A 23,575-nucleotide genomic window follows, 5' to 3' on the forward strand; every position below is an offset into this window, starting at 1 on the left:
ATGCAGGGCCCTCTCCGATGACGGCCGATCACGTGACATCCTCCGAGTCTGCCGAGTCCCCGCAGCGGGGCCGAGGCAGTGGTATCGCTCTCCTCGTCATCGCCTCGTGCCAGTTGATGGTGGTCCTCGACATCACCATCGTGAACATCGCCCTGCCGCACATCCAGACCTCGCTCGGCTTCTCGACCGAGAACCTGTCCTGGGTGATCAACGCCTACACGCTGACCTTCGGCGGTCTGCTGCTGCTCGGCGGACGCTCCGGCGACATCCTCGGCAGACGCCGGATGTTCATGTTCGGCGTGCTGCTCTTCGTGTTCGCGTCCCTGCTCGGCGGACTCTCCCAGGAGGCCTGGCAGTTGCTCGCCGCCCGCTCGCTGCAGGGCGTCGGCGGGGCCATCGCCTCACCCACCGCCCTGTCGCTCATCACCACCACCTTCCGTGAAGGCCCCGAGCGCAACCGGGCGTTCGGCGTGTTCGCCGCCGTCTCCGCGGGCGGCAGCGCGATCGGTCTGCTCGCGGGCGGTGTCCTCGTCGAATGGCTCGACTGGCGCTGGGTGTTCTTCGTGAACGTCCCCATCGGCCTGCTGATCGTGCTCGCGACCCCCCGCTACATCAGGGAGTCCGAACGGCATCCGGGCCACTTCGACTTCCTCGGTGCCATCACCTCCACGCTGGGCATGGTGCTGCTGGTCTACGGCTTCATCCGGGCCTCCGAGGAGGGCTGGAGCGACCCCCTCACGCTCGCCGCCTTCGGCGCCGCGCTGGTGTTCCTGATCGCGTTCATCGCGGTCGAACGCCGGTCGAGACAGCCCATCACGCCCCTGTGGATGTTCCGCGACCGCAACCGCTCGGGCGTCTACGCGATGATGCTCAGCCTGTCCGCCGCCATCTTCGGGATGTTCTTCTTCCTCACGCTCTTCGTGCAGAACATCCTCGGCTTCAGCCCGCTCAAGGCCGGTTTCGCCTTCCTTCCGGTGAGCGTGATCATCGCGATCGGCGCGGGAGTCGCGTCCAACTTCCTGCCCAGATGGGGCCCCAAACCGTTCATGGTCGTGGGCGCGATCCTGGCCGCGCTGGGCCTGGGCTGGCTGACGCTGACGAACGTCGACAGCACCTATCTCGGCAGCATCCTCGGCCCCACCCTCGTCTTCGGCTTCGGCATGGGCCTGCAGTTCGTGTCGCTGACCCTGATGGCGGTGTCGGGAGTGCAGCCCAGGGACACGGGCGCCGCCTCCGGCATCCTCAACGCCACCCAGCAGGTCGGCGGATCCCTCGGCCTGTCGGTGCTGGTCACGGTCTTCGGCACCGCCAGCCGCAACGAGGCGACGGACCAGGTCAAGAACTTCCTGTCGACCGCGACCCCGGCACAGCAACTGCAGTTCCGCAGGACGGGACAGCTGCCGGCGCCCTGGAGCAACGAGGTGCTGACGTCCGGCATCACGGGGGCGTTCGTCGCCGCCGCGGCCTTCGCGGTCGTCGCCGCGCTGGTCGCCCTGATCGTCATCCAGGTGCGCCCCTCCGACCTGGAGCGGCTCCAGGGAGGCGCCGCCGCGATGACACCCGTGGACGGGGCCGGTGACGAGGCGGGCGCGTCGGCGGGCGCGGCCCCGAGGGGGGAGCCGGACGGGCGGGACGGCCCGTCCGCTCCCGGCTGACCATCCGACCATCCACACCCGCGCCGGTGCCCGCACGCCCCGCGCCGGTGCCCCGCACGTCCTGCCCGAGCGGTCGGCTCGTGCCCCGTCCCGAGCGGCCCGCCCGGGACGGCGGGCCGCTCCGGCCGGGCTCACGGCAGCGGCTGTTCCGCCCAGATGACCTTGCCCCCCGGCGTGTAGCGGGTGCCCCAGCGGTCGGTGAGCCGGGCGACCAGGAACAGCCCGCGCCCTCCCTCGTCCGTCGTCGCCGCGTACCGCAGATGCGGTGAGGTGCTGCTGCCGTCGAAGACCTCGCAGATCAGCGCCCGGTCCAGCAGCATGCGGACCTCGATGGGCCCGTTGCCGTAGCGGATCGCGTTGGTCACCAGCTCGCTGAGGATCAGCTCCGTGGTGAACGCCATCTCGTCGAGCCCCCACCGTGCCAGCTGCCGGCTGACCGAGGCACGCACCTCGCCGACGGCGGCCGGTTCGGGCGGCACGTCCCACGACGCGATCCGGTCGGCGTCGAGGACACGGGTGCGTGCCACGATCAGGGCGATGTCGTCGCTCGGCCGGGCCGGCAGCAGGGCGTTCAGAACGGCCTGGCAGATGTCCTCCGGCGAGCGGTCGGCTCCGGCCAGCGCCGTGCGCAGCAGTTCGAGCCCGACGTCGATGTCCCGTTTCCGGTCCTCGACCAGGCCGTCCGTGTAGAGCACCAGCCGGCTGCCCTCCTCCAGTTCCAGCTCGGCCGTCTCGAAGGGCAGACCGCCCAGACCGAGCGGCGGGCCGGCCGGTACGTCGGGGAACTCGACGCTGCCGTCCGGACGGATCACCGCCGGTGGCGGGTGTCCGGCGCGGGCGACGGTACAGCGCCGGGTCGTCGGATCGTAGACGGCGTACACGCAGGTGGCGCCCGTGACGGCGGCCCTGTCCTCCGGGAGCTCGTCCTGGTCGATGCGCCCGACCAGTTCGTCCAGGAGCGCGAGCAGTTCGTCGGGTGGCAGGTCGAGCGCGGAGAAGTTGTGCACCGCCGTGCGCAGCCGGCCCATCGTCGCGGCGGCCAGCAGTCCGTGGCCGACGACATCGCCGACGACGACCGCGACCCGGGCGCCGGGCAGCGGCAGCACGTCGAACCAGTCGCCGCCCACCCCCGCCTGTGCCGGCAGATAGCGGTAGGCGAGGTCGAGGGCGTTCTGGTCGGGGAGCGTGCGCGGCAGCAGACTCCGCTGCAGGGTCACGGCCATCGTGTGTTCGCGCGTGTAGCGGCGCGCGTTGTCGATGGAGACCGCCGCGCGGGCGACCAGTTCCTCGGCGAGGGCGAGGTCGTCCCCGTCGAAGGGACCGGGCTTCTCGGAGCGCCAGAAGTTGACCACGCCCATGACCCGCGGGCCGACGCGCAGGGGGACGGTGATGAGGGAGTGGATTCCGTAGTCGACGACCCGTGCGGTGCGCTGCGGGTCCTGGGCCAGCCAGCCCGGGGCCCCGCCGAGATCGGGCTCGACCACCGCCTTCCCGGTGCGCAGACTGTGGGCCTGGGGCGAGGAGGGGATGAAGCCGATGTGCTCGCCGACCGGATAGAGCGGCGCGTCCTCGCGGATGCCGCCGTAGGCGGTGCGGCGCAGGCCGGTGCCCGCGTCCGGCTCCTGCCCGTTCAGCACGGCGTCGGCCAGGTCCACGGTGACGAAGTCGGCGAACCGGGGAACCGTGACCGCCGTCAGCTCCTCGGCCGTCGTGGTGACGTCCAGGCTCGTGCCGATGCGCACTCCGGCGTCGTAGAGGAGTCCGAGCCGTTCGCGGGCGATGTCCGCGCGGCCGGAGAGCGCCCGCAGTTCCGTGGAGTCACGGAGCGTGGCGACGCTGCCGACCGGTCCGCCGCGCAGGTGCGTGGGCCGCTGGTTGACCGCGAGGAGCTGCTCACCGACGAGGTGCACCTCGTCGGTGGCGACGCGCCCGGAGGCCAGCAGTTCGGCGGTGCCCGGGTCCAGGCCGAGCCGCTGCACGTGCTGTCCCTCGGCGTCGGCGGGCAGGCCGAGCAGGCGGTTCGCCTCGTCGTTGGCCAGGAGCAGCTCCCCCTCCGCGCCGACGATGATCACTCCTTCCCGGACGGAGTGCAGCACGGCGTCGTGGTGCTCGTACATGCGGGTCATCTCGTACGGGCCGAGGCCGTGTGTCTGGCGCAGCAGGCGCCGGCTCACCAGCGCGGTGCTCGTGGTCGCGAGGGCGAGGGCCACCGCGGCGGTGCCCAGCAGGAGCGGGAGCTGGTGGTCGGCGGCGCCGCCGACGTTCTTCGTGGTGATGCCGGCCGACACCATGCCGACGACCCTGCCGTCGGGAGCCTCGACCGGGACGGTGGCCTGCACCAGCGGCCCGAGCGTTCCGTCGACCTTCTCGGTGACGGAGTGGCCGGCCAGGACCGGTGCGGTGGTCCCGATGAACTTCTTGCCGATCCGGTCGGGCTTGGGGTGGGTGTAGCGGATCGCGTCGGTGTTCATCACGACGATGAAGTCCACGTCCGACGCCTTGCGGGCGGCTTCCGCGCTGGGCTGCAGCAGGGCCGTGGGGTGGGGGGCGTCGAGGGCCGCGCGCGTGCCCGGCGCGTTGGCGAAGGTCTCCGCGACGGCGAGCGAGCGGTTGCGGGCTTCCTGCGTGCTGTCGTGCCGCACCTGGAGGATCAGCGCGACCACCGCGGCGACGACCAGGAGCAGCACGATCACCACTTGCAGGACGAACACCTGTCCGGCGACACTGCGCCCGCCGATGGCGGAGCGTAGCCCGTTGGACGGGCCGTGCCTGTGCTTGCCGTCGTGCGGCCCACGCTCATGGTGCGCTGTACTGGGGCGGCGGGGCGACTGAGCCCGGGTTCGACCCAATAGTCCGACCATGAGCCATGTCTACACTGCCCGGCGTCCTGTGGCGAGAGGCGTGACGGACAGTGACGGGTCGCCGCCCGGGTGCGGGCACCGCTCGGCGGGTCCGCCCGGCGCGGACGGAGCGGCTCACGGGTACATGGCCGCATGATGGGGACACAGTCCTTATTACCCTTATTTGCCGATTCGGCGTGGAGGCCCTGATGAAGACCGCGGACCGCTACCGGCTGACCTTCACCCATCCCGGCCCGGACGCGCGCATGGTGACGGACGAGGTGGTCGTGGAACGGACGAGCGCCAACGGACCGGGCGGCCACCCGGTGTACAGCGATCCCACCGGCATCCTGCGCGCGGAGATCAGCCCGGCGGGCGAGGTCCGCATGCTGGCCAGCGGTGCCTATCAGTCGCCGATCAACCCGGCCGTCGAACCGCTTTCCTGACGGCCCGAGCGCCCGGCCGCGGGCACGGCGCCCGCGGCCGGCAGTTCGCGTGCGAAGCGGAGGGCCGGGCGTCCGTTCAGCTCCGTACGGCCCGTGACGAGGAACCCGGCGCGGGCCAGGACCTTCCGGGACGCGGCGTTGTCGGTGGTCGCGGCGGCGCGCAGGAGACGCAGACCGTACGCGCTCGCCGCCAGGGCGCACACCTCCTGTACGGCGGCCGTGGCGAGGCCCCGGCCCGCCGCCCGCTCGGCGACGCGGTATCCGAGGTCGGCCGAACCGTGCGCCACGTCGACCAGGTTGACGCGGGCGAGCACCGTGCCGTCGTCGTCCACCACGAGATGGAAGTGGGCCAGCCCCGCGGCCTGTTCGTCCAGACGCTCGCCCAGGAGGGCGTCGAACCGGTCGAAGAAGGTGTCGCCGCGGTCGGGGATCGTCGCGGCGAAGTAGGCGCGGTTCTCCCGCTCGAACGCGAGCAGCGCGGGCGCGTGGTCGGCATGGAGACGCTCGATCCGGGGCATCACGTCATGCTAGGTACCCGCGGGCTCCGGGGCACGCGGTTTTCCCCCGGGCGCCGGGAGGCTGCCGACGACAGGGCCTAGGGGTGATCGCCCTCGGGGTCGATGTGCGGGAGGATCCGGTCCAGCCAGCGCGGTGACCACCAGGCACGGGCCCCGAGCAGGGTCATCACCGCCGGGACCATCAGGAGCCGTACGACCGTCGCGTCGATCAGCACGCTCACCGCGAGTCCGAGGCCGAGCATCTTGACCACGATGTTGTCGCTGACGATGAACGCGGCGAAGACGCTCATCATGATCAGGGCCGCGCAGGTGATCACCCGGGCGGTGATCTCCAGGGCGTGCGCGACGCTCGCCTTGGCGTCCCCGCTGCGCAGCCAGAACTCGTGGACCCGCGACAGCAGGAAGATCTCGTAGTCCATGCTGAGTCCGAAGATGATCGCGAACATCATCATCGGCACGTAGCTCTCGATGGGCACCTTGCCCGACACCCCGAGCGCCGGGCCGCCCCAGCCCCACTGGAAGACGGCGACGACGACACCGTAGGAGGCGGCGATGGACAGCACGTTGAGGATCGCCGCCTTCAGCGCGACGAGGAGACCGCGGAAGACGATCAGGATGATGATGAAGGCGAGCCCGACCACCACCGCGATGATGAGCGGCAGCCGGCTCGAGACGATGTTGCGGAAGTCGACCTGGGCGGCCGTGGTGCCCGTGACGTAGCCCTTGGCGGAGGTCCCCTTCACGGCCTGCGGCAGGGTGTCGTCCACCAGGCGGTTCGTCAGGTCCGTGGTGTCCTGGTTCTGCGGGGACACCTTGGAGTAGACGGTGCCCACCAGCACGTCCTCGTCCTTGGTGGCGGTCAGCGGCGTGACCACGGCCGCTCCCTGGACCCCGTCGATGGTCTTCTGCGCCTGCGAGGCCAGCGAGGAGCGCTTGTCGGAGGGTACGTCCGTCTGGTCGATGACGACGGTCAGCGGACCGTTGGAGCCGGGACCGAAGGAGTCCGACATGATGTCGAACGCCCGCCGGTCCGTGAACGACGTGGGGTCGGCGCCGTCACCGATGTGCCCGAGCTGGATGGTGAACACGGGGATGGCCAGGATGAGCACCGTGAGGAGGCCGCCGGTCAGGAACCACCAGGGGCGCCGCTCGACGCGCTGCGCGTAGCGGTGCCAGGTGCCGGTGACGGGCGCCCCGGGCTCGGCGTTCGTCTCCGCGATCGGGGTGCGCACGTGGTAGCGGTCGATGCGCGTGCCGATGAGCCCGAGCAGGGCGGGTACGAGGGTCAGCGCGCCGGTCACCGCCGAGACGACCGTGATGGCCGCGGCGAGGCCGAGTTTGCTGATGAACGAGACACCGGAGACGGACAGCCCGGCCAGGGCGATGATCACGGTGCAGCCCGAGACCAGGACGGCCCGTCCACTGGTGGTGGTGGCCCGGCCCGCGGCCCGCACCGGATCGGCGCCGTTGATGAGGTTCTGCCGGTGCCGCGTGAGCAGGAACAGGGCGTAGTCGATGCCGACACCCAGACCGATCATGGTGGCGAGCGTCGGCGACACCGTAGCGAAGGTGGTCGCGGCGGCGACCAGGCCGAGGATGGCCAGGCCGCCCACCACGCTGACCAGGGCGGTCACCAGCGGCAGACCCGCCGCGATGACGCTGCCGAACCCGACGAGCAGGACGACGATCGCCACCGCGAACCCGATCAGCTCGCTGATCCTGTCGTTCGCCGCGGGTCTGGCCAGTTCGCCCAGCGGACCGCCGTACTCGACGTCGACCCCCGCGGACCGCAGCGGCTGGACGGCGCTGTCCACCCCGTGGAGGTATTCGTCGCCGAGGGTCGAGGGCTGCTCGTCGAAGCGGACGGTGATGTAGCCGGTCTTCCCGTCGCTGGACAGCGGTCCGACGTTCTGCTGCTGGGACTGTCCCGAGGGCGGCTGGGACCCGGGCGGCGGCAGCGGGTTCTGCGCCGACAGGACGTGCGGCAGCTTCTCCAGGGAGTCGACGGTCTGGCTCATCTGGGAACTCAGCTCGGTCAGCGGCTTCTGCGTGTCGCGCATCACGATCTGGCTGCTGTAGCCGCCTGCGGCCGGATCGTGCTCCTTGAGCACGTTCAGCCCTTCGGTGGACTGCACGCCCGGCAGGGAGAAGTTGTCCGAGTACTGTCCGCCGAACGAGTGGTTCAGTCCTTGGAGCACGCCGAGCGCGACCAGCCACGCCACGATGACGATCACGAAGTGGCGGGCACACCACTCGCCCAGCCGCTGCAGTACCCCGGGCCTGGTCCGCCCGCTGGCTGAAGGGGCTCGTGTCGCCGACATGGGCAGCTCCTGCTCGAGGACAATTCCTCCGACTTCGTCATTAAACGATGCGACGATCATCGCGGCCCGGCGGGAACCGCGGCGCCTCTTCGCCGTGCGGCGGTCCGCGACCTGTCGATCCGGCCGGTGCCCGTTCGTTCGGTCGGTGGACACCGGTGCCGGGCCGGTCCGGAGTGAAGGCTGTGATGAGGATGCGCGAGGTGCGGACGCTGCTGGAGGGGTACGGGCTGGTCGAGTCGCCGCGCTGGCACGGGGGCCGGCTGTACTTCTCCGACTGGACCGCGGGCGAGGTCGTCGCCCTCGATCCGGAGGACGGCCGTGCCGAGGTGGTCGCGCGGGTGGCGTCGCTGCCGCTGTGCACCGACCGGCACCCCGACGGGGACATGCTGATCGTCTCCTCGGCGGACGGCCTGCTGCTCCGCCGGGAGTCCGGCGGTTCCCTGACCACGTACGCGGATCTGGGCCGGCCCGGCTGGAACGACATCGTGGTCGACGGACGCGGAAACACCTACGTCAACCGGGCCGGGTCCGATCCGGTGAGGGGCGAGGCGTTCGAGCCCGGCTCGGTCTCGCTGGTCACCCCGGACGGTTCGGTGCGCGAGGTGGCCGACGACATCGCGTTCCCCAACGGGATGGCCGTGACACCCGACGGCTCCACCCTGATCGTCGCCGACTCCTACCGGCACGCCCTGGTCGCCTTCGGCATCGGTCCGGACGGGACCCTGGCGGACCGTCGTGTCTGGGCCGAACTGGGGGAGGGCACCCCGGACGGCATCTGCGCCGACGCGCGGAACGCGGTCTGGTACGCCGACGTGCCGGGCCGGTGCTGTGTGCGCGTCGCCGAGGGAGGGGCCGTGCTGGACCGGGTGGACCTCGACCGCGGCGGCTTCGCCTGTGTCCTGGGCGGCCACGACAGGAGAACGCTGTTCGTCGTGGCCGCCGCCTGGCGCGGTATGACGGAGCCGGGGCTGGTGGCGCCCGGATCCGGTCGGGTCCTCGCCGTCCGGGTCGAGGTGCCGGGAGCGGGCCGGCCCTGACGCGGTCGTCGCCGTACCGCCCTGCCGCCGTCGCGCGGCCGCGCCGCCGCCGCCGTTCCACCGCCCGCCCCTTGCTCCACCGCCCGGCCCTCGTGCCGTCGGTGGCCGAACGGGGTCTGGCGCGAACCGTGTGCCGTGCGGCACGGTGGGGACCGTGCGGCACGTGCCGCACGGCCGGCGTCGTGAACTCCCCGCCGTGAACTGCCCGTCGTGAACTCCCCGTCGTGAACTGGCCTCCGTGTAAAGCGTGTTGTGTGGTGGCCGCTGTGCCGTGCGCGTGGCGCGGTGCCCCGCCGGGCGGTGGGCTCCGGCGGCTCGGGCCGTGGAACGCGGCGCGTGGCGGGGGTTTCGGCGCGCGGGCGTAGGGATAACCCTCGATAGCCCCCGACTCCGTGTCATGCCTCTGTCAAAGGTGCGATCCTTCCCACACCTGTCGGACGGGTCGTCCATGGCCTGCCCGCAGTCGCGTTCCCGCGCGCCCCTGCTCAGCTCTTCCCGGACAGCACATCCCGTCTGCCCGGTCTGTCACCGGCCGCCGACCGCGGCCGAAGCAGTAGGAGTACGAGTGAGACGTTTCCCCCGTCAGGCGACCGCGGCCGGAGCCCTGGTGGCCTCCGCCGCGCTGCTGGCCGTCGGCATGCAGACGGTACCGGCAGTCGCCAAGCCCTCCCCCCACACAACCCCCCTGCGCACGGGGGGACTCGAGGCCAAGCTCACCCCGGCCCAGCACGCGGCGCTGCTGACGAAGGCATCGAAGCAGACCACCGCGACCGCCGGCACCCTGGGCCTCGGCTCGAAGGAGAAGCTGGTCGTCAAGGATGTCGTCAAGGACAACGACGGCACCCTGCACACCCGTTACGAGCGCACCTACGCCGGTCTCCCGGTGCTCGGCGGCGACCTCGTGGTCCACACCCCGCCGGCCTCGCAGGCCACCGGCACGGTGAGCACGACCTTCGCCAACAAGCACGCCATCAAGGTCGCGAGCACCACCGCCGCCGTCACCAAGGCGACCGCCGGAGCCCAGGCCCTCAAGGCGGCCAAGTCGCTGAAGGCCGAGAAGCCCGCGACGGACAGCGCCCGCAAGGTCATCTGGGCCGGCACCGGCACCCCCCGGCTCGCCTGGGAGACCGTGGTCACCGGCGTCCAGGACGACGGCACGCCGAGCAAGCTGCACGTCGTCACCGACGCCACCACCGGCAAGGAGATCACCCGGTACGAGGGGATCCAGACCGGCACCGGCAACACCCAGTACAGCGGCACGGTCACGCTGAACACCACGCTGTCGGGTTCGACGTACCAGCTCACGGACTCCACCCGTGGCGGCCACAAGACGTACTCGCTGAACAACGGCACGTCCGGCACCGGCACGCTGATGACCGATGCCGACGACGTCTGGGGCACCGGCGCGGGTTCCAACACCCAGACCGCCGGCGCGGACGCCGCCTACGGCGCCCAGACGACCTGGGACTTCTACAAGAACACCTTCGGGCGCAGCGGCATCAAGAACAACGGTGTCGCCGCCTACTCGCGCGTCCACTACAGCACGGCGTACGTCAACGCCTTCTGGGACGACAGCTGCTTCTGCATGACCTACGGCGACGGCACCAGCAGCACCCACGCGCTGACCTCGCTGGACGTCGCGGGCCACGAGATGAGCCACGGCGTCACCTCCAACACCGCGGGCCTGAACTACACCGGTGAGTCCGGCGGTCTCAACGAGGCGACCTCCGACATCTTCGGCACCGGCGTGGAGTTCTACGCGGGCAACTCGACCGACGTGGGCGACTACCTCATCGGCGAGAAGATCAACATCAACGGTGACGGCACCCCGCTGCGCTACATGGACAAGCCGTCCAAGGACGGTTCCTCCGCCGACTCCTGGTACTCCGGCGTCGGCAACCTGGACGTCCACTACTCCTCGGGCCCGGCGAACCACATGTTCTACCTGCTCTCCGAGGGCAGCGGCTCCAAGACCATCAACGGCGTCACGTACAACAGCTCGACCTCCGACGGTGTCGCCGTCGCGGGCATCGGCCGCGCCGCCGCCCTGCAGATCTGGTACAAGGCGCTGACGACGTACATGACGTCGACCACCAACTACGCGGGCGCCCGCACCGCCGCGCTGAACGCCGCGACCGCGCTGTACGGCGCCAGCTCCACCCAGTACGCGGGTGTGGCGAACGCCTTCGCGGGCATCGCCGTCGGCGGTCACGTCACCCCGCCGAGCAGCGGTGTGACCGTCACCAACCCGGGCAGCCAGTCCTCCACCGTCGGCACCGCGGTGAGCCTGCAGATCTCGGCCAGCAGCACCAACAGCGGCTCGCTCTCGTACTCCGCGAGCGGTCTGCCCACCGGCCTGTCGATCAACAGCTCCACCGGGGCGATCACCGGGACGCCGACCACCGCCGGGACGTACAGCACCACGGTGACCGTCACGGACAGCACCGGGGCGACCGGCACGGCGTCGTTCACCTGGACCGTCAGCTCCTCCGGAGGCGGCGGCACCTGCACCTCGGCGCAGCTGCTCGGCAACCCCGGGTTCGAGTCCGGCGCCACCACCTGGACCGCGTCCAGCGGCGTCATCACCAATGACACCGACCAGGCGGCCCACGGCGGCTCGTACAAGGCCTGGCTGGACGGTTACGGCTCCACGCACACCGACACGCTCTCCCAGTCGGTGACCATCCCCAGCGGCTGCAAGGCCTCGTTCACCTTCTGGCTGCACATCGACACCGCGGAGACCACCACCAGCTCGCAGTACGACAAGCTGACGGTCACCGCCGGATCGACCACGCTGGCGACCTACTCCAACCTCAACAAGGCCACCGGCTACACGCAGAAGACCTTCGACCTGTCCTCGTTCGCCGGCTCCACCGTGAGCATCAAGTTCAGCGGTGTCGAGGACTCCTCCCTGCAGACCAGCTTCGTCGTGGACGACACCGCCGTGACGACCAGCTGACCTCCGGCAACCGGAATCCCCCCACACGCAGTACCCGGAATTCCCCCCACAACGGCCGCGACGTGGGTCCTCCGCACGGAGGACCCACGTCGCACGCCGCTTTCCGGGGCTACTCGAACCGGGAGGGGTCGCCCGCCCCGAGGCGTACGAGTTCGGCCCCGCCGCCGGAGAAGTCGACGACGGTCGTCGGCTCGGTGCCGCAGTCGCCGGAGTCGATGACGGCGTCCACCACGTGGTCGAGGAGCTCCTTGATCTCCCAGCCCTGGGTCAGCGGCTTGTCCTCCTCCGGCAGGAGCAGGGTGCTCGACAGCAGCGGCTCGCCGAGTTCGGCGAGGATCGCCTGCGCGACGGCGTGGTCGGGGATCCGCACCCCGACGGTCTTCTTCCGCGGGTGCAGCAGCCTGCGCGGAGCCTCCTTCGTCGCCGGGAGGATGAAGGTGTAACTGCCGGGCGTGGCCGCCTTGACCGAGCGGAAGACCGCGTTGTCGATCCGCACGAAGTGCCCCAGCTGCGCGAAGTCCTCGCACATGAGCGTGAAGTGATGGCGCTCGTCGAGCTGCCGGATCGAGCGGATGCGGTCGATCCCGTCCCGGTTGCCGAGCGCGCAGCCGAGTGCGAAGCAGGAGTCCGTCGGGTAGACGATCAGCCCGCCGTCACGGACGATCTCCACCACCTGGCCGATGATGCGCCGCTGCGGGTTCTCCGGGTGAACGTCGAAGTACTTGGCCATGTTGCGAGCCTACGGGTTGTCCCCGACGTCATCCGCCGAACCGTACCGGCCGGCGACACCGGTTCCGTTTCCGTGCGGGAATTCTCCCGGTCACGGCTATAGGAACCTCGAGGTGCTCTCGCTACCCTCCGCCGCATGATTTCCACGGTGGTCTGGGGTACCGGCAACGTCGGCCGCGCGGCCATCCGCGCCGTCGAGGCCCACCCGAAACTGGAACTCGCGGCCGTCCTCGTCCACGACCCCGCCAAGGTCGGCCGCGACGCGGGCGAACTCGCGGGACTGGAGAACGGTCTCGGCGTCGCGGCGAGCGACGACATCGACGCCGTCCTGGCCTCGGGTCCCGGAGCCGTGGTCTACGCGGCCACCGGCGACATCCGCCCCGACGAGGCCCTCGCCGACATCACCAGGGCGGTCCGGGCCGGCGCGGTGGTCGTCACACCCGCCCTCTATCCGCTCTACGACCAGCGCAGCGCCCCGCCGGAGTTCCGGGATCCGGTGCTCGCCGCCGTCGCCGAGGGCGGTGGCTCCCTGTTCGCCTCCGGAGTCGATCCGGGCTGGGGCAACGACGTCCTGCCCCTGCTGATCAGCGGCCTGGGAACCACGGTCGACGCCATCCGCTGCCAGGAGATCTTCGACTACTCCACGTACGAGCAGGAGGAGTCCGTACGGTACCTGGTCGGCATGGGGCAGCCGATGGACTACGAGCCGCTGATGCTCGCCCCGTCGGTCCCGACCATGGTGTGGGGCGGCCAGATACGGCTCATGGCGCGGGCCCTCGGGGTCGAACTCGACGACATCCGCGAGACGATGGAGCGGCGCCCGCTGACGGACACCGTGAGCACCCGCACCATGGGCGAGTTCGCGGCCGGAACCCAGGGCGCGATCCGCTTCGAGGTGCGGGGCATCGTCGGGGGAGAGCCCCGGATCGTCATCGAGCACATCACCCGCATCCACGCGTCCTGCGCACCGGACTGGCCGTCCCCGCCCGACGGGGACGGCGCCCACCGGGTGATCATCGAGGGGCGCCCGCGCATCGAGGTCACCGTCGCCGCCACCGACGAGGGCGAGAACCGCTCCGCGGGCGGGAACGCCACCGCGGTCGGCCGCCTGGTCGGCGCGATCGACTGGCTGGTGGACGCGGAACCGGGGCTCTACGACGCACTCGACGTCCCGCTGCGTCCCGCAGTCGGCCGGCTCGGAAGGAAGTGACCCATGCCCCTGCGCATCGACATCCCCGAGGGACAGGAACCGATCGGATACGTCTGGGGCGAGATGGTGCCCGGCATCGGCATGGCCGCCGCGAACTTCTCGCTGTCGGTGTACGAGCACACGACGCTGGGCCTGCGCGAGTTCGAGGCCGCGCGGCTGCGCATCGCGCAGATCAACGGATGCCTGTTCTGCCTCGACTGGCGTACGGAGCGGGAGGGCCACAAGGTCGAGGAGGAGTTCGCGGACGCGGTGACCCAGTGGCGCACCACCGACGCCTTCGACGACCGGACACGGCTGGCCGCCGAGTACGCCGAGCGGTACGCACTGGATCACCACGGTCTGGACGAGGAGTTCTGGACCCGGATGACGGCGCTGTACAGCCAGCGGGAGATCGTGGAGCTGACCATGAGCATCGGCTCCTGGCTGGCGTTCGGCCGGCTCAACCACGTACTGGGCCTGGACGCCGTGTGCGTGCTGCCGACCCATTGAGCGCACCGGGCCCGTCCCGTCCGACGACGGGCCCTAGAGGTCCACGGCGATGATGTTCTCGATGTTCCTTTCGGCGAGGGCGGTGATGGTGACGAACGGATTGACGCTGGTGTTGCCGGGGATCAGCGCTCCGTCGATGACGTACAGGCCCGAATAGCCCTGCAGGCGGCCGTAGTTGTCGGTGGCCTTGTTGAGCACGGCGCCGCCGAGCGGGTGGTAGGTGAGATGGTCGCCCCAGATCTTGTACACGCCGAAGAGATCGGTCCGGTAGATCGTCCCCTCCTTCGCGTTGATCTTGTCGAAGATGGTCTTCGCCATGTCGATGGAGGGCTGTTTCCAGGCGGTCTGCCAGTCGAGGTCGACGGTTCCGGTGGAGGCGTTCCAGGTGAACCGGGCGCGGTTCGGGTTCTTGGTGATGGACAGGTAGAAGGAGGCGTAGGTCTCGATGCCGGTGGGCAGCGGCGCCACCTCGGCGAACGCGCCGCCGGCGGTCCAGTTGTCGATGCCGCCGCAGGGAATGCTGGCCTGGAGCGAGCCGGTCGGATCCCACAGGTGGTTGGCGCGGCCGCACATGACGTTGCCGTTGTCGCCCCAGCCCTGGCCGATCTCGCCGTTCAACGCCGGCAGGGCGCCGGTGGCCTTCAGCCGGACCAGGAGCTTGCTCGTTCCGACGCTCCCGGCCGCGAAGAACACCCGGTCCGCGGTGACCGTCTTGGTCGCCGTGGTGCCACCGGTGGTGTTCAGCTGGTCGATCAGGACCGTGTAGCCGCCGCCGGCCGCGGGTGCGACCGAAGTGACCTTGTGCAGCGGTGAGATGGTGACCCGTCCGGTGGCCGTGGCCTGGGCGAGGTAGGTCTTCTGGAGCGACTTCTTGCCGTAGTTGTTGCCGTAGAGGATCTCCCCGGCGAGGGCCGACCTGGTGACGGTGCCCGCGGCCTCCTGCTTCATGTAGTCCCAGTCGTACACGTCGGGCACGAAGACGAAGGGGAAGCCGGAACGCTGGGCCTGCTTGCGGCCGACCCGCGCGTACTGGTAGCAGTCGGTGGTGTCGAACCACGCCGGGTCGATGAGGCCCGTCCCGAGCGCCGCGTTGGCGCGCGGGTAGTAGTTCGCGTACATCTCGTCGGCGTTCACCGACGGGAGGATCGCGCCGAAGTTCTCCCGCTTGGGGGTGACCGCCATGCCCCCGTTGACCAGGGAGCCGCCGCCGACGCCACGGCCCTGGTACACGATGATCTGGCCCATCTCCTCGGCGTCCAGGACCCCGGTGTAGCGGGGGATGTCCTTGTCGATGGGGAAGCCGAGGAAGTTGCTGAGGGGCTGCTTGGTCCTGGTGCGCAGCCAGTACGAACGCTGGTCCGGGCTGGTCGTGTTGGCGAAGATCTTGCCGTCCGGGCCCGGCGTGTCCCAGGCCATGCCCATCTCGACCATCTGCACGTCGACGCCCGCCTGGGCGAGCCGCAGCGCGGCGACGGAGCCGCCGTATCCGGTGCCGATCACCAGGACGGGAACGTGCGCTCCGGAAGGGATCGACGAGGCCGCCGCGGCGATCCGTGCGGGGGCCGCGACCGCGCGACCGGCGAGGCTCACTGCTCCAAGAATAGAACCGGTTCCAGCTATGAATCGTCGGCGCGAAACACCCCTGGAGTCTTTTGTCTGCTGGTTGATGGTGCTCATGTGACGCTCCTCACTCTAGATGAGTGGGAACAGGTTCTACTGTTACAGGCTTGTCAAGTCACTACATACCGGTTGGTAACTTTTGGTGTGATGGCCGACGGGGTCCGGCGGGCCCGCTCTTGACTTCACAAGACCCTCGCGCGACATTTCCTGACGCCGCATCAGAAGCAGTACGGCGGGGGCCTGCCGGGCTCCCGGAGCAACGGAACGCCTCACCTTCCCCCGCCCCGCTGGAGAGCCCTGCCATGTCCCCGAGCGCGGACCCCGTCGGACGTACCGAACCCTTCCCGGAACCCGGCCCCACGCGGCGCGGGGTGCTCGGCACGGCCGCGGGCGCCGCACTCGCGCTCGCCGCGGGTGCCGCCGTGTCCACCGGCTCCGCCGCCGCGGCCGACCTGCCCCCGCTCGGCACGTACGACGTCGTGGTCGTCGGCTCGGGAGCCGCGGGGATGACCGCGGCGCTCACCGCCGCGAAACGGGGACTGAGCTGCGTCGTCCTGGAGAAGGCGGCCACCTTCGGAGGTTCCGCGGCCCGCTCCGGCGCGGGCATCTGGATCCCCAACAATCCGGTGATCCTCGCCGCGGGCGTCCCCGACACCCCGGCGAAGGCCGCCGCCTACCTCGCCGCAGTGGTCGGGCCGGACGTCTCCGCCGACCGGCAGCGGGCCTTCCTCGGCCACGGACCGGCCATGATCTCCTTCGTCATGGCCAACAGCCCGCTGCGCTTCCGCTGGATGGAGGGGTACAGCGACTACTACCCGGAACTCCCCGGCGGCCTCGCGGGCGGACGCTCCATGGAGCCCGACCAGCTCGACGGCAACATCCTCGGAGCCGAACTCGCCCACCTGAACCCGGCGTACATGACCGTCCCGGCCGGCATGGTCGTCTTCAGCGCCGACTACAAGTGGCTCACCCTCGCCGCCGTGAGCGTGAAGGGCGCGGCCGTCGCCGCCGAATGCCTGGCCCGGGGCACCACCGCGGCGCTGCTCGGCCAGAAGCCGCTGACGATGGGCCAGTCGCTCGCGGCCGGGCTGCGCGCCGGTCTGCTCGCCGCCCGGGTCCCGGTGTGGCTGAACACCCCGCTGTCCGACCTGTTCCTGGAGAACGGCGCGGTCACCGGCGCGGTGGTCACCCGGAACGGCACGCCCGGCCTGGTCAGGGCCCGGCGCGGAGTCGTCGTCGGCTCCGGCGGCTTCGAGCACAACGCGGCCATGCGCGCCGAGTTCCAGCGGCAGCCCATCGGGACCGCCTGGACGGTGGGCGCCAAGGAGAACACCGGCGACGGCATCCAGGCCGGCCGGCGTGCCGGGGCCGCGCTCGACCTGATGGACGACGCCTGGTGGGGCCCGGCCGTCCCGCTGCCCGACCAGCCCTACTTCTGCCTCGCCGAACGCACCCTGCCCGGCGGACTGCTCGTCGACGCCGCCGGCGCCCGCTTCGTCAACGAGGCCGGACCCTACAGCGACGTCGTGCACACCATGTACGACCGCAACCCCAGCGCCCCGGACATCCCGGCCTGGCTGGTCGTCGACCAGAACTACCGCAACCGCTACCTGTTCAAGGACGTCGCCCCGACCCTGGCGTTCCCCGACTCCTGGTACACCTCCGGGGCCGCGTACAAGGAATGGACCCTGGACGCCCTCGCCGGCCGGATCGGCGTCCCCGCCGCCGCCCTGCGCACCACCGTCAGCCGCTTCAACGGCCTGGCCCTCGGCGGCAGGGACACCGACTTCCACCGCGGCGACAGCGCCTACGACCACTACTACACCGACCCCGCGGTGCTCCCGAACTCCTGCCTGGCCCCGCTGTGGCTCCCTCCCTTCTACGCCTTCAAGATCGTCCCGGGTGACCTCGGCACCAAGGGCGGCCTGCGCACCGACGCCCGCGCCCGCGTCCTGCGCCCGGACGGCACGGTGATCCCCGGTCTGTACGCGGCGGGCAACGCGAGCGCGGCCGTCATGGGCCACAGCTACGCGGGAGCGGGTTCGACGATCGGGCCCGCGATGACGTTCGGCTACATCGCGGCACTCGACCTCGCGGCGGGCTGACGCGGCACTCACCTCGTGGCGGACCGGCGCGGAACGCTCAGCCGCCGGCTCCCGCGTCGGCGTCCTCCGCCTCGTCCCCGCCCCGCTCGCCGCGGAGCCGTGGCGACAGGACCAGGACGGAGACGTCGTCGCTGATCGAGGGAGAGAACCGGACGAGGTCCTCCCACACGTGGTCGACGAGCACGTCCGAGGGCTCCTCGGCGAAAACGGCCAGCCGGTCCGGCAGCGGATAGAAGGCGCCGGAGGCGTCCCTGCTCTCGCTCACGCCGTCCGACGCGATGAACAGCCGGTCGCCGGGTTCCAGCCCGACGGTGCGGCCCTTCGGCGGGGATATCCCGAAGAAGCCGAGCCCGAGCGGGGGGCCCTGCTCGGTGTCGAGTTCGAAGGCCTTCGCGCCGCGCAGCAGCAGTGGGTAGGGGTGCCCGCAGGACACCAGCCGCACCGCGTCGGTGCCGGGCGGGAACTCCAGGAGCAGCGCGGTGGCGAACAGCTCGGCGTGATCGACCGGCGCGGAGTCCACCACCAGCCTGCGGTCGAGCCGGGCCGCGGCCGCCTCCAGGTCACGCTGGTCCAGCACCGTCTCCCGGAACGCCCCGAGCAGCGCGGCGACCGTCCCCACGGCCGACAGCCCGTGCCCCTGCACGTCGCCCATCACGGCCCGGACCCCGAAAGGCCCCTCGCGCACGTCGAAGAAGTCACCCCCGACCAGCGTCTCCTGCTGCGCCGGCCGGTACAGCCCGGCGCAGCGGACCGGGCCGACGTGGTCGGGCAGCGGTGGCAGCACGGCGAGCTGGGCGGCCTCCGCCACCGACCGCACGGTGACCAGGTGCGCGTCCCTGCGGCTGCGGACCAGGGACACGAACACACTGAGCACGGCGATGAAGCCGATGGTGAGCAGGTCCGCGTTGCCCGGATGGTTCAGCTGCATCGCGGGGACGTTCAGCAGGACCACGACGACCGCACCGAAGAAGGCCGTCGCCAGGGGCCCGTAGGAGAGGACGGCCAGGGAGGGGATGGCACCCAGCAGGAAGCCGATGTCCGGTGGTTCACTGCTGGCGAGCCCCGCCACGCAGACGCTCACCAGCAGGAGCGGCGGGAGCAGCCGTACCCAGCGCGGAGGGGGCGAGCCCCGCAGCCATCCCCGGTGGTCGTCCCGCTGACCGGGCGCGGCCTTCGTGGACATGGCGCTCCTCTCCTCGCCACCACGCTCCTCCCATCCCCGCCGTCGCGCATTTCGGTCGGTGCGCGGTCGTGGGCGGCCCGGCCCCGCTCGTGGCCGGTGCCGGCGGCCGGACCGGACACGGCCTGCGGACACCGCGGCCGGCGCCCGGGGAGGCCCGGACCGCCGTCCCGGGGCATGGTGGAGGGGTGACCGGACTGGCCGTGCTGTTCGCGCTCCTCGGGGCCGCGAGCAACGCGATGGGCACGGCGTTCCAGCGCAAGGCGGCCTCCCGCGTCACCGAGGGCGGCGGGCTGCGGTTCATCCTCCGGCTGGCCCGGCAGCCGGCGTGGCTGGCCGGCATCGCCGGGGTGATCGGAGCGGCGCTCTTCCAGGCCCTCGCGCTGGCGAACGGGCCGCTGTCGCTGGTGCAGCCCCTGTTCATCCTGGAACTGCCCTTCGCCCTGATGATCGCCGTCCCGTTGCTGCACCGCCGTCTGTCGCGCGCGGCGTGGCAGGCCGTCGCGGGCGTCGTGGCCGGGCTCGGCCTCGTCCTCCTCTCGGCGGCTCCCTCGGGAGCGCGGTCCGACGCCTCCATGGAGCGCTGGATCCCGGTACTGGTCCTGTGCCTGGGAACGGTGGCGGCCGCGGTCGCCGTCGCCCGTCCGGGCCGCCCGCCGCTCTTCCGCGCCGCCGTGCTGGGAACGGCGTCCGCCATCAGCAACGCGCTGACCGCGGCCCTCCTCAAATCGGCCATGGGCACGCTCGACGACGACGGGTTCGCCGCCTTCCTCGGCGTCTGGCAGACCTACGGATTCGTCCTGACCGGGATCACCGCCGTCCTGCTGCTGGAGAACGCCCTGCAGGCCGGTCCGCTGGCCGCCTCGCAGCCCGCGCTGACCATCGGGGACGCCACGCTCAGCCTGCTGCTCGGTGTCACGCTCTTCGACGAGACGATCCGCACGGGCTGGTGGCTGCTCCCCGAACTGACCGGCGCCGGGCTGGTCCTGTGGGGGGTCCTGCGACTGACCCGCGTGGTCCCGCACCTCGCGGACATGGCCCACTGACACCGACTGGCCCGCCCCCGCCCGCTTAGTGGCGGCCAGGTCTGGACAGACCAATGTGGTGACGAGTCGGATCGATAATGTTCGAGAACTGATCGCACGAACGCGGTACGTCGTCTTCGGTTTCGACGGTCCGCTCTGCCAGCTGTTCTCCGGCCCCTCGGCGACGGCCGTCGCCCGGGCGCAGCTGGACTGGCTGGCGGAACGAGGCCTCGGCGCCCTCCTCACCGAGGAGGAGCGCGGCCGAGCGGACCCCTACCACGCCCTGACGGCGGTGGCGGGACGGCATCCCGGCGGCGACGTCGCCACCCGGCTCGACGCCTGGCTCACCCGGACCGAGCTGGAGGCGGTGCGCACCGCGCTGCCGACGGCGTACGCGGATCCGCTGATCCGCACCTGGACGGCGGTCGGGGCGAGGCTCGCCGTGGCGACCGACACCTCGGCCCGGACCGTCACCTCGTATCTGGACGCGAGGGGTCTCACCCCCTGCTTCGCCCCGCACATCCACGGCCGTACCCCCGACCTGGGCACCCTCACCTCCCGCCCCGGGGCCCTGGAGACCGCCCTGACCACCATGGCGGCCGAACCGGAGGCCTCGCTCGTGATCGGCGGCTCACCCGCGGACCACGCGGCGGCACACCGGGCCGGCGTCCCCTTCCTCGGATACGCCCGCCGTCCAGCCCGCGCGAGGGCACTGCACGAGGCCGGGGTGCCTCCCCACGGCGTCACGGCGTCCCTGGAGCCGCTGCTGCGTGCCCTGAGGGAACGTTCCTGAGCCGGCCGCTCGGCCATACGAGGGGAATACCGGCCCGAAACCCGTGTGCATGCATCGCCGGGAGCGGGGCAGCAGCATTCTGAGACGGCTCGGGAAGCTACCCCCCTGGCGAAGCCCGAGCTGCAAGGCCCCGCAGGCAGTCACTCCCCCCGGCTGCCGGCGGGGCCGCATGCGTATGCCCCTACTCCACCCGGATGCCGACGATGCAGGTGTCGTCGTCGGTGTCGGACCTGCTGTACGTCAGGAGCCGGTCGAGCTGGTGGTCCAGGGTCCCGGACGTCGTACGGGCCGCGCTCAGCAACTGGCGCAGCGACACCTCCACCGAGCGGTCACGCCGTTCGATCAGACCGTCCGTGTACATCAACAGCGTGTCGTGGACCTCCAGCTGCACCTCGTCCTCCTCGAACGTCGCCTCGGGGACGGCACCGAGCAGGATGCCCTTGATGAGCGGCAGCGGGCCCGCGTCCGCGTCCCGGACCAGAACGGGCGGCAGGTGCCCGGCCCTCGCCCAGCGCAGAACGCGCCGGCGCGGATCGTAGATCCCGCAGACCGCGGTGGCGGTGACCCCGCCCGTCAGATGGTGCGCCACGATGTTGAGCCAGGACAGCAGCTGCCCCGGCCCCGCGCCCGTCACGGCGAGTCCGCGCAGCGCGTTGCGCAGCACCACCATGCTGGTCGCCGCCTCTATCCCGTGCCCGGCCACGTCGCCGACGCACAGCAGGACCAGACCGGAGGACAGCACGACGGCGTCGTACCAGTCGCCTCCGACGAGCTGCTCGGTCTCCGCGGGCCGGTAGCGCACCGCCACGTCGAGGCCCGGGGCCCTGAGCGGCGTCCGGTCCGGCGGCATGATCGCGTGCTGCAGCTGGAGGGTCAGCCGGTTGCGCTCGTGCGCCTGCTGTTCGGTGTGCGCCAGCTGGTCGCGGGTGACGGCCAGCGCCACCTCGGTCCAGTGCTGTGCCGAGATGTCCTGGTAGGCCCCGCGGACCGCGAACAGCCGGTCGTCGGCGTCGAGCACCGGCTCGGCCACCACGCGGATGTGCCGGGTCACACCGTCGGGACGCTGCAGCCGGAACGCCGCCGAGGCCGGCCGGCGGTGGTGCAGCACGGTCCGCAGGAAGCGGCCGATGGCGACGGCGTCGTCGGGATGGGCGTGCGCGGCCAGCTCCTCCAGCGGGACCGGGGTCCCGGAGGGGGAGCGGCCGTACAGATCGAAGAGCGTCTCGTTCCAGACGGTCTCGCCGGTCAGCAGGTTCTCCTCGAAGCCGCCGATCCTGCCGAGCCGCTGGGCGTGCTGGAGCAGACTCGCCAGCCGTGCCGTCTCGTCCTCTATGCGCCAGATGAGCAGCACGCACCCGCCGTGCCGGCTGACGTTGATGTCCGCCACGGCCGAAAGCGGCACCTGGTCGACCAGCGCCGTCAGATCCATGCGCCGCGCCCGGAACGGCTCCCCGGTGGCGTAGACCCGCTCGACGCACTGGAAGAGACCGCTCTCCCCGGCGGCCAGCGGGTAGGCCTCGAGCAGCAGCGCTCCGTGGACGGTGCCGCGCGGCCGGCCGGCCGGATCGAGGAAGCGCCCGTTCACGTGGTGGATGCGGAAGTCGGCGAGCCGTCCCTGGGCGTCGAGCTGGGGCACCAGGACCAGGGCGGGATCGTGCAGTCCGTCCACCAGGTCGGTCAGTTCGCGGACGTCGGCCGTCCCCCGCACGTCGTGGCAGTCGTTCGGCAGCGCGTGGGTCTCCAGGGTGTGCGAGCACAGTTCGGCCAGCGCCTCCACCTGACGGACCACCTGGGGCGGCTGCGGCCCGAGGACGGACGGCCAGGCGATCTCCAGGACGCCGTGGATCCGGCCGCCGGAGCCGGCCGGTACCGCGACCCGCCCGCCGTCGGGGTGCTCCGCGTGCCCGATGGACGGCAGGCCGGTGTCGGCCAGCGAGTCCGCCCACCGCGCCGTACGGTCGGTGAGCGCGCGGCGTGCCATCGTCGCCACACCCGGGGGAACGTAACGCCAGCGGTGGGCCTCCGCCGCCGAGAACCCGGCGCTGCCCGCCAGGGAGAGCGAACCGTCGGCGTCCGCGGCCCAGATGGCCACCGCGACCGCCCCGAGCGGGGTCAGCGCGTGCTGGAGCAGGGAGTCGGCCACCGCCTGGGTGTCGCCGGCCGCCAGGGCCCCGCTCTCGGCCGCGCGCAGCCGCACCGCGGGGACGTCGTCCTTCGAGGGGTGCTCGGCCGTGGCGGAGAGGAAGGTGCTGGTCACCTCCGAGAGCCGGTCGTGCGCCGCCTGGTTGATGATCTCGACCGCGAGCTGGAGCTGCGGCACCTTGGCCTGCTCGGCCAGCTCGGTGAGCTGGCGGGCGGCCTGGGCCGGTCCGCAGCCCAGCCGCTCGACCAGGATGCCCTTGGCCAGCTCGATCAGGGCCCGCCCGTCGGCCTCCACCTGGGCGGCCCGCACCTCGCGGCGCAGCCGTTCGACGGTGGCCGCGAGACGGCCCACCGGGGACGTCCGGACCACGTCCGGGAGGTCGTCGGCCCGCCCGGCGGCCGCGGTGCTCTCCGGGGATTCGGGGACGTCCGCGCCGGTTTCCTCAGGACTGTTCATCGTGCGGCCGCTCCTCGGCGGGGACCCGGGGCAGGGCGGGGGAGGGGCG

At 71.5% G+C, this 23,575-nt stretch carries 16 protein-coding genes; 9 read left to right on the forward strand and 7 right to left on the reverse strand.

Translation table 11 applies throughout. The features are described 5' to 3' along the window. Window positions 1-17 precede the first annotated feature (17 nt). On the forward strand, window positions 18-1,655 hold the full coding sequence (locus tag ACICHK_RS36400; RefSeq protein WP_151471790.1) for an MFS transporter: 1,638 nt from the start codon (window positions 18-20) through the stop codon (window positions 1,653-1,655). 131 nt (window positions 1,656-1,786) lie between these two features. Here the strand turns inward: ACICHK_RS36400 and ACICHK_RS36405 are convergent, their stop codons facing one another. Beyond that, window positions 1,787-4,516, reverse strand: coding sequence for a SpoIIE family protein phosphatase (locus ACICHK_RS36405; RefSeq protein ID WP_406840268.1), 2,730 nt, complete (start codon window positions 4,514-4,516; stop codon window positions 1,787-1,789). Between the two features lie 188 nt (window positions 4,517-4,704). Between ACICHK_RS36405 and ACICHK_RS36410 the strand changes: the two genes are divergently transcribed. Further along, window positions 4,705-4,941 (forward strand): DUF6296 family protein, encoded by a 237-nt coding sequence (locus ACICHK_RS36410; RefSeq protein WP_151471792.1) that lies wholly within the window; start codon window positions 4,705-4,707, stop codon window positions 4,939-4,941. Here the strand turns inward: ACICHK_RS36410 and ACICHK_RS36415 are convergent. Then, on the reverse strand, window positions 4,902-5,459 hold the full coding sequence (locus ACICHK_RS36415) for a GNAT family N-acetyltransferase (protein WP_406840269.1): 558 nt from the start codon (window positions 5,457-5,459) through the stop codon (window positions 4,902-4,904). The genes ACICHK_RS36410 and ACICHK_RS36415 overlap by 40 nt on opposite strands. A gap of 77 nt (window positions 5,460-5,536) precedes the next feature. Next, on the reverse strand, window positions 5,537-7,780 hold the full coding sequence (locus ACICHK_RS36420; RefSeq protein ID WP_406840270.1) for an MMPL family transporter: 2,244 nt from the start codon (window positions 7,778-7,780) through the stop codon (window positions 5,537-5,539). A 185-nt stretch (window positions 7,781-7,965) separates the two neighbouring features. Here ACICHK_RS36420 and ACICHK_RS36425 point away from each other — a divergent pair, with 185 nt between their 5' ends. Both ACICHK_RS36425 and ACICHK_RS36430 read left to right on the forward strand, forming a co-directional pair. Further along, on the forward strand, window positions 7,966-8,817 hold the full coding sequence (locus tag ACICHK_RS36425) for an SMP-30/gluconolactonase/LRE family protein (protein WP_406840271.1): 852 nt from the start codon (window positions 7,966-7,968) through the stop codon (window positions 8,815-8,817). 565 nt (window positions 8,818-9,382) lie between these two features. Further along, on the forward strand, window positions 9,383-11,776 hold the full coding sequence (locus ACICHK_RS36430) for a M4 family metallopeptidase (RefSeq protein ID WP_406840272.1): 2,394 nt from the start codon (window positions 9,383-9,385) through the stop codon (window positions 11,774-11,776). Window positions 11,777-11,885: 109 nt separating this feature from the next. Here ACICHK_RS36430 and ACICHK_RS36435 read toward each other — a convergent pair whose 3' ends face one another. Beyond that, window positions 11,886-12,506, reverse strand: coding sequence for an L-threonylcarbamoyladenylate synthase (locus ACICHK_RS36435; protein ID WP_406840273.1), 621 nt, complete (start codon window positions 12,504-12,506; stop codon window positions 11,886-11,888). A gap of 135 nt (window positions 12,507-12,641) precedes the next feature. Here ACICHK_RS36435 and ACICHK_RS36440 point away from each other — a divergent pair, with 135 nt between their 5' ends. Together ACICHK_RS36440 and ACICHK_RS36445 are read left to right on the forward strand one after the other, a co-directional pair. Next, window positions 12,642-13,715, forward strand: coding sequence for a dihydrodipicolinate reductase (locus ACICHK_RS36440; protein WP_406840274.1), 1,074 nt, complete (start codon window positions 12,642-12,644; stop codon window positions 13,713-13,715). A gap of 9 nt (window positions 13,716-13,724) precedes the next feature. Then, entirely contained in the window at window positions 13,725-14,204 is a 480-nt protein-coding gene (locus ACICHK_RS36445; protein ID WP_151471880.1) for a carboxymuconolactone decarboxylase family protein, read from the forward strand. A gap of 33 nt (window positions 14,205-14,237) precedes the next feature. On the opposite strand, the gene ACICHK_RS36450 is transcribed toward ACICHK_RS36445, so the two are convergent. Continuing rightward, window positions 14,238-15,881: a GMC oxidoreductase gene (locus ACICHK_RS36450; protein ID WP_406840275.1), complete on the reverse strand. Its 1,644-nt coding sequence runs from the start codon at window positions 15,879-15,881 to the stop codon at window positions 14,238-14,240. A gap of 245 nt (window positions 15,882-16,126) precedes the next feature. Here ACICHK_RS36450 and kstD point away from each other — a divergent pair, with 245 nt between their 5' ends. Next, window positions 16,127-17,929 carry a 3-oxosteroid 1-dehydrogenase gene (gene kstD, locus ACICHK_RS36455; protein ID WP_406840276.1) on the forward strand — a complete coding sequence of 601 codons (1,803 nt, stop codon included), beginning with the start codon at window positions 16,127-16,129 and terminating at the stop codon, window positions 17,927-17,929. 37 nt (window positions 17,930-17,966) lie between these two features. Here the strand turns inward: kstD and ACICHK_RS36460 are convergent, their stop codons facing one another. Next, the gene (locus ACICHK_RS36460) at window positions 17,967-19,112 is read right to left on the reverse strand and encodes a PP2C family protein-serine/threonine phosphatase (protein ID WP_406840277.1); all 1,146 of its coding nucleotides are present in this window, start codon (window positions 19,110-19,112) and stop codon (window positions 17,967-17,969) included. 185 nt (window positions 19,113-19,297) lie between these two features. On the opposite strand from ACICHK_RS36460, the gene ACICHK_RS36465 reads away from it, so the two are divergent. Then, window positions 19,298-20,155 (forward strand): DMT family transporter, encoded by an 858-nt coding sequence (locus tag ACICHK_RS36465; protein ID WP_406840278.1) that lies wholly within the window; start codon window positions 19,298-19,300, stop codon window positions 20,153-20,155. Between the two features lie 58 nt (window positions 20,156-20,213). Continuing rightward, window positions 20,214-20,927 (forward strand): HAD family hydrolase, encoded by a 714-nt coding sequence (locus tag ACICHK_RS36470; protein WP_406840279.1) that lies wholly within the window; start codon window positions 20,214-20,216, stop codon window positions 20,925-20,927. Between the two features lie 181 nt (window positions 20,928-21,108). On the opposite strand, the gene ACICHK_RS36475 is transcribed toward ACICHK_RS36470, so the two are convergent. Next, entirely contained in the window at window positions 21,109-23,526 is a 2,418-nt protein-coding gene (locus ACICHK_RS36475; protein WP_406840280.1) for a SpoIIE family protein phosphatase, read from the reverse strand. Window positions 23,527-23,575: the final 49 nt, after the last annotated feature.

Source organism: Streptomyces sp. AHU1 (assembly GCF_045343905.1).
Lineage (GTDB): Bacteria > Actinomycetota > Actinomycetes > Streptomycetales > Streptomycetaceae > Streptomyces > Streptomyces triticiradicis.